Genomic DNA, 12,912 nt, shown 5'->3' on the forward strand with positions numbered 1-12,912 from the left:
GCGCAAAACTCGGCACGCATGCGTCAATCGTTTCATATCGACATCAACTCGTGTCCGAACTTCGCCTCGCGACGGGTTGTGCAGACCATCCCTAGCGCTGACTGTGCGAAAAATTACAGCTGCCGGCTGCGTGCCAACGGCGGGTTTTGCGCGAAGTAGCGCTGAATGCCGCGCATCAGGGCCTCCGCCAAGCTGTCCTGGTATGCAACGCTGCGGAGGTTCGCTTCTTCTTCAGGGTTGCTGATGAAGGCGGTTTCGACCAGCACGCTCGGGATATCCGGCGCCTTCAGCACCGCGAAGCCTGCCTGTTCGACTTCGCCCTTATGCAGCCGCGCACCGACGTTCTTGATCTCGCCCAGCATCGCGCTGCCGAGCTTCAGGCTGTCGTTGATCTGCGCCGTCGTACTCATGTCGAGCAAGGCGCGTTGAACCTGGATCTCATGGTCGCCGACGTTGATGCCGCCGACCTTGTCGGATTCGTTTTCCTTGTTGGCCATGTAGCGCGCCGCGCTGCTGGATGCGCCATGCTGGCTCAGTGCAAACACACTGGCTCCGCGGGCTGCCGGCGTCGTGAACGCGTCGGCATGAATGCTCACGAACAGGTCGGCCTGAACACGACGCGCCTTCTGAACGCGCGTGCCTAGGGGCACGAAGAAGTCGGCATCGCGCGTCAAAAACGCGCGCATCGGATTGCCGTTGACGCTGCTGGCGTTAATGCGGTCGCGCAGCTTGAAAGCGACCTGCAGCACGATATCTTTTTCGCGCGTGCCGGCCGGTCCGGTGGCGCCCGGATCTTCGCCGCCGTGCCCCGGATCGAGGGCGACGATGATGAGGCGGTCGGTGCGGTTGGCAGTGGCTGTGCCGCTGCGCGCGACCACCGATGGCGGCGCTGCGGGCACTGGTTTGAGCGGGATCGAGCCGACCAAGGGCGGTAGCGTGGGCGGCAGGGGCGATGGCGCGCCCGGAGAGCGACCGGGCGCGGCCGGCGGCGCAGAGACGGCAGGCCCAGGTCGCCCGGCTTGCTGAGCCATGAGTTCGCCGAGCGGATCGACCGCGGCCGTGCCGGGCCTTACAGGCGCCGGCGGCACCGGCGCGCCGGGTGCAGTCGGCAAATGCGGCGGAAAACGCGATGGCTCATGCGGCGAGAAACCGGCGACGTTGGTATCGGCATCGCCCTTGGCAGTGGAAGAAGGCGCGTCGCGCAGGCGCTCGGCAATCAGCGCTTCCATCGGGTCGAGCGGCTCCTGGGGATGCAGGTCGAGCACCAGCCGGTCGCGATAGGCCGCCACCGGCGCCAGCGAAAACACCTGGGGGATCACCGCCTGCTTCAGGTCGAACACGATGCGCACGACGTTGGGAGCGAACTGCCCGACGCGCAAACCGTTGATGTACGGATCACCCGGCTTGATCTTGCCGACCAGCTCGCGCAGTTGCGGATTGAGCTCGATGCCGGTGATGTCGACCGCCAGCCGCGGCGGGCTGCCCACGGTGAGCTGCTGCGTTTGCAGGCGCGCATCGGATTCGATCGTGACGCGGGTGTAGTCGGCGGCGGGCCAGACGCGCACCGCCACGATGGTCGCCCCACGTGCGATTTGCTGCACGCCGAGCAGCAGGGCCAGGGTGCCGCCTTGAAGAAGATCGCGGCGCTTCATGCGGCGATGGGTCCTGAGTTTGGCCTGGCGCTGTCGAGATGCGCCAACAAGGCGAAACCGCGGGCCGTGCCCGCGAGCAGTGTCACGGTACGTGAGTCGTCTGTCATTGCTTCCATTTTAAGAGCGAGGTCTGCAACCGGAATGCGGCCTGCAGCGTTGTCGGGCCATTCGGCGAGCTTCAGTCCGGGGCCCGCGAAGATGTCTCTGAATCCGGCATCGTCCCATTCGCGAGGGTCGTTGAAACGGTAGAAGTCGAAGTGATAGATCGACAGCCCATCGGGTGCTTCGTGCGGCTCGACGACGGCGTAGGTCGGGCTCTTGATGCGGCCTTCGATGCCGAGCGCACGCAGCAGGTGCCGGACGAAGGTCGTCTTGCCCGCGCCGAGCTCGCCATGCAGCGCGATGAAGGCATCCCGCAACATTGGTGCCGTGGCCATGCAGCGCGCAAAGGCGTCGGTATCGGCCTCGGTGTGCCATTGCAGCACCGCTGGCAGTTCCGTTGCCAGCGATGGCAACGGTGCCGCCTGCAAGGGCGTTTCTACAATCGGCGTGTGGTCGGTACTCAACTCGTGGCTCGTGATTTGGTGACGCTGGATGTCGTGGCGCGCATACAAGAGTGGGCGCGTGAGTTGGGATTCTCCCAAATCGGTATTGCGGGCATCGACCTCGCCGATGCCGAGGCCGGACTCGGGCACTGGCTTCACAACGGCTTTCACGGCGAAATGGCCTACATGGCCGCGCACGGATTGCGTCGGGCGCGGCCTGCGGAGTTGGTGCCCGGCACGGTGAGCGTGATCACCGCGCGCATGGACTACTTGCCCCGGGCGACGCCGGAAGGCTGGCAGGGCATCGAATTCGAACGGCTCGAACGGACCGGCGAAGGCATTGTCTCGGTCTACGCAAGGGGCAGGGACTATCACAAAGTGCTTCGCTCACGCCTGCAGAAACTGGCCGACCGCATCGCCGAAACGCTGGGACCTTTCGGGCACCGCGTCTTCACCGATTCAGCGCCGGTGCTCGAGGCCGAGCTGGCTTCACGCAGCGGCCAGGGCTGGCGCGGCAAGCACACGCTGGTGCTCGACCGCGATGCGGGCTCGATGTTTTTTCTCGGCGAGATCTACGTCGACATCGCGCTGCCGCCGAGCGAACCCGTTACCGCGCATTGCGGCAGTTGCAGCGCCTGCATCGACATCTGCCCGACGCAGGCGATCATCGCGCCGCATCGGCTCGACGCGCGGCGCTGCATCTCGTATCTGACGATCGAGCATGCGGGCCCGATTCCGGTCGAACTGCGCGCGGCCATCGGCAACCGCATCTACGGCTGCGACGATTGCCAGCTGATCTGCCCATGGAACAAGTTCGCGAAGAAAAGTGCGCTGCCCGACTTCGATGAACGCGACGGCTTGAGCGGACAGCATCTCGCCGAACTCTTCGCGTGGACGGAAGAAGCGTTTCTCCGCTTTACCGAAGGCAGCCCTATTCGCCGTATCGGCCATGAGCGCTGGCTGCGCAACGTGGCGGTCGGTTTGGGCAACGCCCTGCGTGCGGGCGATACGCGGGCCGCGGCCGCGCTCGCGACGCGTGCATTGCACCCGAGTGCGCTGGTGCGCGAGCACGTCGAGTGGGCGTTGGCGCAAAGCGCACCTTTCGTCTGAATCCCGTGTTTGAGGGGTATTCCACAGCACTGTGGGCGCCGGCATGCCGGTAGCATTTCGGCTTCCCGTTTCGTTCGATCGTTTTGTTGACGACTACCAGGAGTTCGCTGATGCCACGCCGCCCATTGAGCACTTTTGTCCGTCTCGCTGAAGTCACCGGGCTTGCCGTGCTCGCCGCCGTGCTCGCTTCGCCCGCCTCAGCGCAGGGCTACCCGACCAAGCCGATCGAGTTGAGCGTGCCGTTCGCACCCGGTGGCACGACCGACATCGTGGCGCGCGTGATCTCCGAGCCGCTGGGCAAGGCATTGGGTCAGCCGGTGATCGTCATCAACCGCGCGGGCGGCGGCGGCATCGTGGGTGCAGCCGAAACCGCACGCGCGGCGCCCGACGGCTACAAACTGGGCGTCGCCACCGTGTCGAGCACGGCGGCCAACCCGGCGATCAACCCCAAGACGCCGTACGACCCGATCAACGACTTCACGCCGATCACCAACATCGCCGCGACGCCCAACATCATCGCGGTCAACCCGAAGTTCCCGGCAAAGAACTACGCCGAATTCGTGGCCGAGCTCAAGAAGAATCCAGGCAAGTATTCGTATGCATCGTCGGGCACCGGCGGCATCGGGCATCTGCTGATGGAGCTGTACAAGAGCTTGACGAATACCTTCGTCACGCACATCCCTTACCGCGGCGCCGGCCCGGCGCTGAACGACGTGGTGGCGGGCCAGGTGGCGATCATGTTCGATAACATTCCTTCAGCATTGCCCTTCATCAAGAGCGGCCAGCTGGTGCCGATCGTGGTGTCGGCGCCGCAGCGGTTGAAGGACTTGCCGAACGTTCCGACCTTCAAGGAGGTCGGGCTGGAGCCGGTCAACCGCATGGCGTACTACGGCATCCTCGGCCCGAAGAACCTGCCGAAAGAAGTGGTCGACAAGGTGGCGGCTGCGGTGAAAAAGTCGGTCGAGGATCCGGTGGTGCGAAAGCGCATCGAAGACACTGGCTCGCTCATCGTCGCGAACACGCCCGAACAGTTCGCCGCGCAGATCAAGGCCGAGTTCGAGGTCTACAAGCAGGTCGTGATCAAGCAGAAGCTCACGCTCGATTGATCGAACGCAGCGCGCGGTTTGTTATCTTGCAGGCCATGACAGCGCTGCAAGAAGAAACCCCTGACGTCGATACGCCCGAGATCGACGAGTTCATCGATGCGCTCTGGCTGGAGCACGGGCTCGCCAAGAACACGCTCGCGGCTTACCGGCAGGATCTCGAGTTGTTCGCGCGCTGGCTCGCCACGCGCAGCAACGCACTCGACACCGTGCAGGAGCACGATCTGCAGGCCTACATGGGAGCCAAGCTGGCCGACAAAGGCAAGGCGACGTCCGCCAATCGTCGCCTGACGGTCTTCAAGCGCTACTACCGCTGGGCCTTGCGCGAACGTCGCATCGCCGCCGACCCGACGCTGCGACTGGTGCCGGCGCGGCAGGCCATGCGCGTGCCCAAGACGCTTTCCGAAAAGCAGGTCGACGACCTGCTCGGTGCGCCCGATGTCGACACGCCGCTCGGCCTGCGCGATCGCGCCATGCTCGAATTGATGTACGCCAGCGGCCTGCGGGTGAGCGAGTTGGTGACGCTGAAGGCGATCGACATGAGCCTGAACGACGGCGTGCTGCGGGTGCTCGGCAAGGGCAACAAGGAGCGGCTGGTGCCGTTCGGCGGAGAAGCGCGCCGCTGGATCGAGCGGTATCTGAAAGAGTCGCGGCCTGCGATCCTCGACGGGCAACAGACGCCGGACCTGTTCGTGACGGCGCGCGGTGCCGGGATGACGCGCGTGATGTTCTGGATCATCGTCAAGAAGCAGGCGACCGCCGCCGGCATACATGTGCCGCTGTCGCCGCACACGTTACGTCATGCATTTGCCACCCACCTGCTCAACCACGGCGCGGACCTGAGGGCGGTGCAACTGCTGCTCGGTCATGCGGACATCTCGACCACCACGATCTACACGCACGTGGCTCGCGAGCGCCTGAAGCAATTGCACGGGCAGCACCATCCACGCGGCTGATTGACACGACTTCAGAACGATGAAAGTTTCAGTATGAAGGCGCAAAGCGACTCGAACTCGCAGATCCACCTCTCGCGCAGGCACGTGCTCGGCGTCGGGGCAGTTGCGATGCTTCTCGCCAGTCTTGGCGCCGGCAATGCCCACGCTCAGGTGTTGCCGCGCACGCTGCGCATCGTGGTCGCCTATCCGGCTGGCGGCGTCGGCGATGTCGTGGCGCGCGCACTGGCCGACAAGCTCGCAGTGCAACTCGGCTGCGCCGTGATCGTCGAGAACCGGGCCGGCGCGAGCGGCACCATCGGCATGGACGCCGTCGCCAAGGCGGTGCCCGATGGCGCCACGCTTGGCTTTTCGGCCATCAGCCCACTGGTGCTGAGCCCGCATCTCGGCAAGGTGCCCTACGACCCACGCAAGGACGTGATCGCCGTGGCCAGCGTGATGATCTCGCCGGTGGTGCTGCTGGCAACCTCCGCGACCGCGACGCGGAATTTCCAGACTTTGCTCGAAGACGCGCGGGCCCGGCCGGGCGCCGTGCGCTGGGCCACGTCAGGCCAGGCATCGCTTGGCCACATCATGCTGGAGCAGCTTCGCGCCGACGGCAAGTTCGACGTGACGCACGTTCCGTACAAGGGCGGTGGCCAGCAGATCAACGACGCCATCAGCGGGCAATTCGAGGTGCTGTCGATCAACGCGGGGCCTTTGATGACGCCTTTTATCCAGTCGGGCAAGCTGCGGCCCTTGGCGGTCGGCGCGCCCGCGCGGCTGGAGTCGCTGCCGCAAATACCGACGCTGGCCGAACTGGGTTTCCCAGCGGCGAACATGTCATCGCGCTTCGGCTTCTTCGCACCCGCCGGCACGCCCGACTTGCTGGTGACGCGCTACAACATCGAGATCAACAAGGCGCTTGCCAGCCCCGACGTGCGCGCCAGGCTCGTCGGCACGGGCAATGTGCCGACGGGTGGCAGCGCATCGGACTTTGCCGACGCCATCGCGGCGGAGTACGAAGCCGATGGTCGGATCATCCGGGCGGCGGCGATCAAGGCCGACTGACGCACCGGTCGCCCGGGGCGCTGCAGCGCATCAGCTTCGTGCCAGCGCATCGGGCTCATCGAGCGCCTTCAGCTCTTCGTCTGTGAAGCCGGCGAGCGCTCGCGCTTCGAGGTTGAACGGCGCTCGAAGCCGCGGTGCCTCGTGCTTGCGATAAAGCACGCGGTAATGCGCGATCGGGTCGAGGCCGTCACGCTCGCACAGCCACCGGTACCAGTGGTTGCCGATGGCGACATGGCCGACTTCGTCGCGCAGGATGATGTCGAGGATGGCGATCGCGCCGAGCGCATCGGGGGTATTCACTCTGCGCAACTTGGCCTGGATCAGCGGGGTCGCGTCGAGCCCGCGTGCCTCGAGCGTTCGCGGTACCAGCGCCATGCGCCCGACAACGTCGTCCTTCGTTTTCTCGCACATCGCCCAGAGGCCGTCGTGGCCGGTGAAGTCGCCATAGCGCCAGCCCATCGTCTGCAAATGCGCATGCAGCAGCGTGAAGTGCTGCGCCTCTTCATCGGCCACGCGCAGCCAGTCGCGGTAGTAGGCCTCGGGCATGCCGTCGAAGCGCCACACGGCATCGAGCGCGAGGTTGATCGCGTTGAACTCGATATGGCAGATCGAGTGGATGAGCGCAGCGCGTCCTTCGGTGGTGAAGGGCGAGCGTCTTCCAACATCCATCGCGGAAACGCGAAGCGGGCGGTCGGGCCGGCCCGGAACGCCGGTTTCCGCATTCGTCATGCTGCGATCGAAATCGAGTGAAAGCGATTCCGGGTTGCCCGCGACAAGCGCTGCCAGCGCGCGCGTCGCCGCCACCTTTTGCTTAGGGTCGGCAAGGCGCAGCGCGGCCAGCGCGGTCGATCGGATGTGCATCCCTACAATTCTAGTTTTTGACCCCTGGAGACCCGCGATGGCCCTCTATGAACTCGACGGCGAAGCGCCGAAACTGGCACCTGGTGCCTGGGTGGCCGACAGTGCCGAGGTGATCGGCAAGGTGGTGCTGGGTGAAGATGCCAGCATCTGGTTCGGCGCGGTGCTGCGTGGCGACAACGAGACGCTGACCATCGGGCGCAACAGCAACGTGCAGGATCTGTCGGTGGTGCACAGCGACCATGGTTCGCCCACGACGATCGGCGACAACGTGACGATCGGTCATCAGGTCATGCTGCATGGCTGCACCATCGGAGACAACTCGCTGATCGGCATCCAGGCGGTGATCTTGAATAACGCGAAGATCGGCCGCAACTCGATCGTTGGTGCCGGCAGCGTGGTGACCGAGGGCAAGGAATTTCCGGACAACTCGCTCATCATCGGTTCGCCGGCCAAGGTAGTTCGTACGCTCGACGATGCGGCTGCCGCCAAGCTCCGCCAAAGTGCCGAGCACTATGTAGACAACGCCCGTCGCTATGCGAAGGGCCTCAAGAAGATCGCCTGAGGGCGGCGGAAAGAAGAGCGTTTTGAGCGAGTTGCACAAGTTCCTGTTCGACGGCATGCCGGTGCGCGGCATGATCGTCCGCCTGACCGATTCATGGCAGGAAATCCTGGCGCGACGGGCCGGCAACAGCGCGACCGGCGCCTATCCGCCACCCGCGGCGGAGTTGCTCGGTGAAATGACTGCGGCGGCGACCTTGATGCAGTCGAACATCAAGTTCAACGGCGCGTTGATCCTGCAAATCTTCGGTGACGGGCCGGTCAAGATCGCGGTGGCCGAGGTCATGCCCGACCTGAGCCTGCGCGCCACCGCCAAGGTGGTGGGCGAGCTGGCCGCCGACGCGCGCTTGCCCGACATGGTCAACGTCACCAACAAAGGCCGCTGCGCCATCACGCTCGACCCCAAGAGCCGCGTACCGGGACAGCAGCCGTATCAGGGCGTGGTGCCGCTCTTCGGAGATCAGTACGAAAAGCTCGACAAGCTGAGCGACGTGTTGCAGCACTACATGCTGCAGAGCGAACAGCTCGACACCACGCTGGTGCTGGCGGCCGACGACAAGGTGGCGGCAGGCCTGTTGATCCAGCGCTTGCCGGTGAAGGGGGAGGGCAATCTGGAGGGAACGTCGCAGCGTGACCACGACCAGACCAATGAAGACCAGATCGGTTTGAACGAAGACTACAACCGCATCTCGATTCTCGCGTCGAGTCTGACGCGCGATGAGTTGCTGACGCTCGATATCGACACCATCCTGCGCCGCCTGTTCTGGGAAGAGAAGCTGTTGCGCTTCGAGCCGCAGGCCGGCTTGCTCGGCCCGCACTTCGCGTGCACCTGCGGGCGCGAGCGGGTGGCCAACATGATCCGCAGCCTCGGCGTCGAAGAGGCCGACAGCATCCTGGCCGAGCGCGGCGACATCGAGGTGGGATGCGACTTTTGCGGCAAGCAATATCGCTTCGATGCGGTCGATGCAGCGCAGATTTTTCGGGAGCCGGGGGATCAGTTGCCGGCCAGCTCGGTGGTGCAGTAGGTCGCTCTCGCGGTGTGCTGCAAAGGGCGCTTCAGTTTCTGAAGTTGCTGAAGCGCAGGTCAGGTGCGCTGCTGTTGTGGCGCGACGGCACGCTTCGGCCGAAGCGCACTTGCCTGGCCTGAAGCGCGGTTACGTTCGGCAGTGCTTCGGTACGCGGCGATGTGTCCCCCGGTGCCCTCCATGTCACTTCGCTCACGTCGGCGTTGTCGGGCGCGACATACATCGAGCGCAGCATGGCGAACGGCCGACGGTCGCGCCTCGATGAAGTGAGCGATGTGAGGGGCGACAGTCTCACGTCGAGCGCGGTGCGGAGCGTGCTGACCTCGCCGAGGGTGACCGTTGCGGAGCCGCCCGCCTTGAACTTCAGATGCAACGACAGAGGCAATGTGGTGACGACGATCGACGAGATATCGACCACCGGCCGCTGATGAGTCTCGATCGGCCCGATGAGCATCGACGAACCGTACGCGCCGTCGCCGAAGCGCGCCTCCGGCAACGGCTTGATCCGCCAATTGCCATCGGATGGATACATCACAGCCACTTCGCGCGGCCTGCCGTCGACTTTCTTGAACACCTGCAGCAGGTGGATACCGCGAAAGGTGCGCGACCCGAGTGTCACCGGCACGCTCTGAGACCGCCAGAAGCTCGACTGCGTGATGCCGACGATGCGCCACTGCGCGCCATCGAACAGCACGCGGGTCGCGGCTTTGGATGCATGGCGCGGATCGGTCGGGTGCACGCCGCCGTTGAAGCTGCATCCTGAAAGGTCGGACGCAGAACGATCGGCTTGCAGCGATGCGAGATACGGTGGCGGCAGCGCTTCGACGGCAAAGCGCGCAACGTCGGTGCCGCTCAGCTTCAGGGAGACGTTGTCTTCCTCTGCGCAGGTGGTCGGCGTCAGGTTGTTCTCGACGTCGATTGCGATCAGGTTGCCGGCAGCGAATGCTGGCCGTGCCATGCCGGCGAGCAAACACGTCAGCGTCATCACGGCGGCCGCAGCGCATGCGCCGATCAAGCGGTGGCGTCCGGTGCGTGTCATCGAGCCTTCGGAATAGAAGTCGAGACTGGCGTCGGCAAAGGCGCCGCCCGCTCCGCCAGCAGATCCGTGAACAACCGATGCTCGCAAGCTGGATCGGAGCATTTTTCGCACGGCCACGTCCAGGTCGATGCCGTGGGGCGGCCGCGAGCTTCGCTGCTGCCGCCGCGTACGTTGCGACCATCTCTGCCTTCGTCGCCTGCACGCTCCGCGACCGAATTGATCGCGTTCCAGGCATTCGCGATCCGTTCGGCTCCGCGACCATGCACGACGGTGTACGGCAGATTTGCACCGGCCAGCGCCGCACGCACGCGTGTGTCCACCGGCTCGCGAACATGGGGGCCGTCCCGTTGCAGGCCATCGGCCACCCACGGCAGATCAAGTGCGGTGAGCAAGGTGATCGCGCAGCGGCGTTGTGCCGCCAATGCCGATGCAAAGAGCGAAGCGTCGTCGAACAGCATGTCGCTGTACACCGCGGTCATCACGGCCGTGGTGTCGGTCACGACGACGCTGCGTGAGGCAGCGTCGTCAATGCGGCGCGTCTGCTCGTCGCCGATGGCGGCCTGCTCGTCGGGCCGTGGCGTGCGACCTTCGCGGTCGCACCACTCGCGCAGGTATTCGCCGACCAGCGTGGTCGCGATGCCGCGATCGTTGAGTCGTTGGGCAAGGGCGTGCGCCAGCTCGGTCTTGCCGGTGCTTTCGGCACCGAGCACGGCGATCACGCAGCCGATGGGCAACGAAGGAGTCATGCGTGTTCCAGCGCCGATGCCGCGGCTGCGGTTGGGCGCAATCGATGGCGCCATGCGAAGTAGCCGGCGATGCTGAGCACCGCGAAGACCGCGTAGAGGCCGACCGTGAGCCACAGGCCCTTGTGGATGAACAGGCCGATACTGACCACGTTGACGGCCAGCCAGACGATCCAGTTTTCGATGAACTTGCGGCCGAGCAGGAACTGCCCGACCAGGCTGAGTCCGGTCGCGAATCCGTCGAACCAGGGCACGTCGGTGTCGGTGAATCGAATCAGAAAAAGTGCGACGAGCGGCCACGCGACTGCGCAGGCGACCAGCGACCACAACGCGCCGCGCATCGTGAGGCGGCTTACGTGCAGCTCGATGCCGTCGGCCCGGTGCCCACGCAGCCATTGAAACCAGCCCCAGAGCGCGACGATGGCGAAAAAGATCTGCAGCGTAGCGTCGCCGTAGATGCGTGCTTCGGCAAAGACGAAGACGTAGAGCAACGAGCTCACGATGGCGAGCGGCCAGCCCCAGTGGATCTCGCGCATGTTGCAGCCGACCATGACCAGCGCTATGGCCGCGGCGACCACTTCGAGCCAACTGGTCGGTGCGCCCCACAACACGAAGGCGGGGGCCGAGAAGAACTCCGGCATCGGTGGTTTGGTGGTTCCGCGGGCAGGGCCGAGTGTCAGTGCGTCATCTGCACGAACACCTCGTTCGGCTTCACCATGCCGAGCTCGGCGCGGGCACGCTCTTCGACCATTTCGAGGCCTTCCTTCAGGTCGTTGACCTCGGAAGACAGCCTCTCGTTGGCCAATGACGCACGCGCGTTGGCCTCTTGCTGCGTCATGAGCTTGTCGCGCAGCTGCGCCACGTCGCGCACGCTCCCGCGACCGGTCCACAGCTGCCACTGAAGAACGGCGAGCAGCAAGACCAACACGATGGGAACAATGCGTGAGCGCATGCCTTCGGGCACCCGGTTCCTGGCCGTTTACTTCAGGTTGTAGAACGCGGCGCGGCCGGGGTAGCTGGCAACGTCGCCCAGGTCTTCTTCGATGCGCAGCAGCTGGTTGTACTTGGCGGTGCGGTCGGAGCGCGACAGCGAACCCGTCTTGATCTGGCCGGCGTTGGTGCCGACCGCGATATCGGCGATGGTCGAGTCTTCGGTCTCGCCCGAACGGTGCGAAATGACGGCGGTGTAGCCAGCGCGTTTTGCCATTTCGATGGCGGCGAAGGTCTCGGTCAGCGTGCCGATCTGATTGATCTTGATCAGAATCGAATTGGCGATGCCCTTGTCGATGCCTTCTTGAAGGATCTTGGTGTTGGTGACGAACAAATCGTCGCCCACCAGTTGCACGCGTTTGCCGAGACGTTCGGTCAGGTGCTTCCAGCCATCCCAGTCGCCTTCGTGCATGCCGTCTTCGATGCTGATGATCGGGTATTTGTCGACCCAGGTCGCAAGCATGTCGGTCCAGTTTTCGGGCGACAGCGTGAGGTTCTCTGCGCCGAGGACGTACTTGCCATCTTTGTAGAACTCGCTGGCAGCGCAGTCCAGGCCGAGCGCGATTTGTTCGCCGGCCACATAGCCCGCCTTGTCTATCGCTTCGAGGATGAGCAGGATGGCTTCTTCATGACTCGCGACGCTCGGTGCGAAGCCGCCTTCGTCGCCGACAGCCGTGCTGATGCCGCGGTCGCTCAGGATCTTTTTCAACGCGTGAAAGGTTTCGGCACCATAGCGGACCGCTTCGCGGAAGCTCTTGGCGCCGACCGGAATGATCATGAACTCCTGGATGTCCAGGCTGTTGTTGGCGTGCGCCCCACCGTTGATGACGTTCATCATCGGCACGGGCAATTGCATGCCGCCCATGCCGCCGAAGTAGCGGTACAGCGGCAAGCCCGATTCTTCGGCAGCAGCGCGGGCCACGGCCATCGACACGGCCAACGTGGCGTTGGCGCCCAGGCGTGCCTTGTTGTCGGTGCCGTCCAGGTCGTTCAGCGTGCGGTCGAGAAAGGCCTGCTCGGTGGCGTCGAGACCGAGCACGGCTTCGGAGATTTCGGTGTTGATGTTTTCTACCGCTTTCAACACGCCCTTGCCGCCGTAACGAGCCTTGTCGTTGTCGCGCAGTTCGATCGCTTCGCGCGAGCCGGTCGACGCACCCGACGGCACGGCCGCACGACCCATGGTGCCGCTTTCCAGCAGCACGTCGCATTCGACTGTGGGATTGCCGCGGCTGTCGAGAATTTCGCGGCCGACGATGTCAACGATTGCACTCATGATTTTTATT

General features: G+C 64.6%; 14 protein-coding genes. 6 read left to right on the plus strand and 8 right to left on the minus strand.

Going from position 1 to position 12,912, the window contains the following annotated elements; all coding sequences use genetic code 11:
• Positions 1-113: 113 nt before the first annotated feature.
• Entirely contained in the window at positions 114-1,652 is a 1,539-nt protein-coding gene (locus tag RCH10_RS20110) for an N-acetylmuramoyl-L-alanine amidase (protein ID WP_323501892.1), read from the minus strand.
• Complete coding sequence (gene tsaE / locus RCH10_RS20115) at positions 1,649-2,218, minus strand: tRNA (adenosine(37)-N6)-threonylcarbamoyltransferase complex ATPase subunit type 1 TsaE (RefSeq protein ID WP_409053759.1); 570 nt, start codon at positions 2,216-2,218, stop codon at positions 1,649-1,651. Before tsaE ends, RCH10_RS20110 begins: the two co-directional genes overlap by 4 nt.
• Before the next feature lie 42 nt (positions 2,219-2,260).
• Between tsaE and queG the strand changes: the two genes are divergently transcribed.
• The 4 genes from queG to RCH10_RS20135 all read left to right on the plus strand — a co-directional run bounded on the left by queG (position 2,261) and on the right by RCH10_RS20135 (position 6,413).
• On the plus strand, positions 2,261-3,307 hold the full coding sequence (queG, locus tag RCH10_RS20120) for a tRNA epoxyqueuosine(34) reductase QueG (RefSeq protein ID WP_323496285.1): 1,047 nt from the start codon (positions 2,261-2,263) through the stop codon (positions 3,305-3,307).
• A gap of 110 nt (positions 3,308-3,417) precedes the next feature.
• Complete coding sequence (locus tag RCH10_RS20125; protein WP_409053760.1) at positions 3,418-4,413, plus strand: tripartite tricarboxylate transporter substrate binding protein BugE; 996 nt, start codon at positions 3,418-3,420, stop codon at positions 4,411-4,413.
• Positions 4,414-4,448: 35 nt separating this feature from the next.
• Positions 4,449-5,366, plus strand: a complete 918-nt coding sequence (gene xerD / locus RCH10_RS20130) for a site-specific tyrosine recombinase XerD (RefSeq protein ID WP_409053761.1) — start codon at positions 4,449-4,451, stop codon at positions 5,364-5,366.
• 33 nt (positions 5,367-5,399) lie between these two features.
• Positions 5,400-6,413, plus strand: a complete 1,014-nt coding sequence (locus tag RCH10_RS20135) for a Bug family tripartite tricarboxylate transporter substrate binding protein (RefSeq protein ID WP_409053762.1) — start codon at positions 5,400-5,402, stop codon at positions 6,411-6,413.
• Positions 6,414-6,443: 30 nt separating this feature from the next.
• On the opposite strand, the gene RCH10_RS20140 is transcribed toward RCH10_RS20135, so the two are convergent.
• A complete protein-coding gene (locus RCH10_RS20140) occupies positions 6,444-7,274 on the minus strand; it encodes a ferritin-like domain-containing protein (RefSeq protein WP_409053763.1) in 831 nt (276 codons plus the stop codon).
• A gap of 37 nt (positions 7,275-7,311) precedes the next feature.
• On the opposite strand from RCH10_RS20140, the gene RCH10_RS20145 reads away from it, so the two are divergent.
• Together RCH10_RS20145 and RCH10_RS20150 are read left to right on the plus strand one after the other, a co-directional pair.
• A complete protein-coding gene (locus RCH10_RS20145; RefSeq protein ID WP_323496166.1) occupies positions 7,312-7,836 on the plus strand; it encodes a gamma carbonic anhydrase family protein in 525 nt (174 codons plus the stop codon).
• A gap of 22 nt (positions 7,837-7,858) precedes the next feature.
• Positions 7,859-8,857, plus strand: coding sequence for an Hsp33 family molecular chaperone HslO (locus tag RCH10_RS20150; protein WP_409053764.1), 999 nt, complete (start codon positions 7,859-7,861; stop codon positions 8,855-8,857).
• 31 nt (positions 8,858-8,888) lie between these two features.
• Here RCH10_RS20150 and RCH10_RS20155 read toward each other — a convergent pair whose 3' ends face one another.
• The 5 genes from RCH10_RS20155 to eno are packed head-to-tail and all read right to left on the minus strand — an operon-like array spanning position 8,889 to position 12,902.
• Positions 8,889-9,896, minus strand: coding sequence for a hypothetical protein (locus RCH10_RS20155; protein ID WP_409053765.1), 1,008 nt, complete (start codon positions 9,894-9,896; stop codon positions 8,889-8,891).
• Positions 9,893-10,642 (minus strand): AAA family ATPase, encoded by a 750-nt coding sequence (locus tag RCH10_RS20160; protein WP_409053766.1) that lies wholly within the window; start codon positions 10,640-10,642, stop codon positions 9,893-9,895. Before RCH10_RS20160 ends, RCH10_RS20155 begins: the two co-directional genes overlap by 4 nt.
• Entirely contained in the window at positions 10,639-11,280 is a 642-nt protein-coding gene (pnuC, locus tag RCH10_RS20165) for a nicotinamide riboside transporter PnuC (protein WP_409053767.1), read from the minus strand. Before pnuC ends, RCH10_RS20160 begins: the two co-directional genes overlap by 4 nt.
• 35 nt (positions 11,281-11,315) lie before the next feature.
• Entirely contained in the window at positions 11,316-11,591 is a 276-nt protein-coding gene (gene ftsB, locus RCH10_RS20170; RefSeq protein ID WP_323496161.1) for a cell division protein FtsB, read from the minus strand.
• 27 nt (positions 11,592-11,618) lie between these two features.
• Positions 11,619-12,902, minus strand: a complete 1,284-nt coding sequence (gene eno, locus RCH10_RS20175; RefSeq protein ID WP_187051394.1) for a phosphopyruvate hydratase — start codon at positions 12,900-12,902, stop codon at positions 11,619-11,621.
• Positions 12,903-12,912 lie beyond the last annotated feature (10 nt).

It is taken from the genome of Variovorax sp. GrIS 2.14, assembly GCF_046115955.1.
Lineage (GTDB): Bacteria > Pseudomonadota > Gammaproteobacteria > Burkholderiales > Burkholderiaceae_C > Variovorax.

Bases quoted from the DNA above. Each gene is read 5' to 3' on its own strand.
- RCH10_RS20110 (WP_323501892.1), bottom strand. From the start codon at position 1,652: ATGAAGCGCCGCGATCTTCTTCAAGGCGGCACCCTGGCCCTGCTGCTC.
- RCH10_RS20125 (WP_409053760.1), top strand. From the start codon at position 3,418: ATGCCACGCCGCCCATTGAGCACTTTTGTCCGTCTCGCTGAAGTCACC.
- xerD (WP_409053761.1), top strand. From the start codon at position 4,449: ATGACAGCGCTGCAAGAAGAAACCCCTGACGTCGATACGCCCGAGATC.
- RCH10_RS20135 (WP_409053762.1), top strand. From the start codon at position 5,400: ATGAAGGCGCAAAGCGACTCGAACTCGCAGATCCACCTCTCGCGCAGG.
- RCH10_RS20140 (WP_409053763.1), bottom strand. From the start codon at position 7,274: ATGCACATCCGATCGACCGCGCTGGCCGCGCTGCGCCTTGCCGACCCT.
- RCH10_RS20145 (WP_323496166.1), top strand. From the start codon at position 7,312: ATGGCCCTCTATGAACTCGACGGCGAAGCGCCGAAACTGGCACCTGGT.
- RCH10_RS20155 (WP_409053765.1), bottom strand. From the start codon at position 9,896: ATGACACGCACCGGACGCCACCGCTTGATCGGCGCATGCGCTGCGGCC.
- RCH10_RS20160 (WP_409053766.1), bottom strand. From the start codon at position 10,642: ATGACTCCTTCGTTGCCCATCGGCTGCGTGATCGCCGTGCTCGGTGCC.
- pnuC (WP_409053767.1), bottom strand. From the start codon at position 11,280: ATGCCGGAGTTCTTCTCGGCCCCCGCCTTCGTGTTGTGGGGCGCACCG.
- ftsB (WP_323496161.1), bottom strand. From the start codon at position 11,591: ATGCGCTCACGCATTGTTCCCATCGTGTTGGTCTTGCTGCTCGCCGTT.
- eno (WP_187051394.1), bottom strand. From the start codon at position 12,902: ATGAGTGCAATCGTTGACATCGTCGGCCGCGAAATTCTCGACAGCCGC.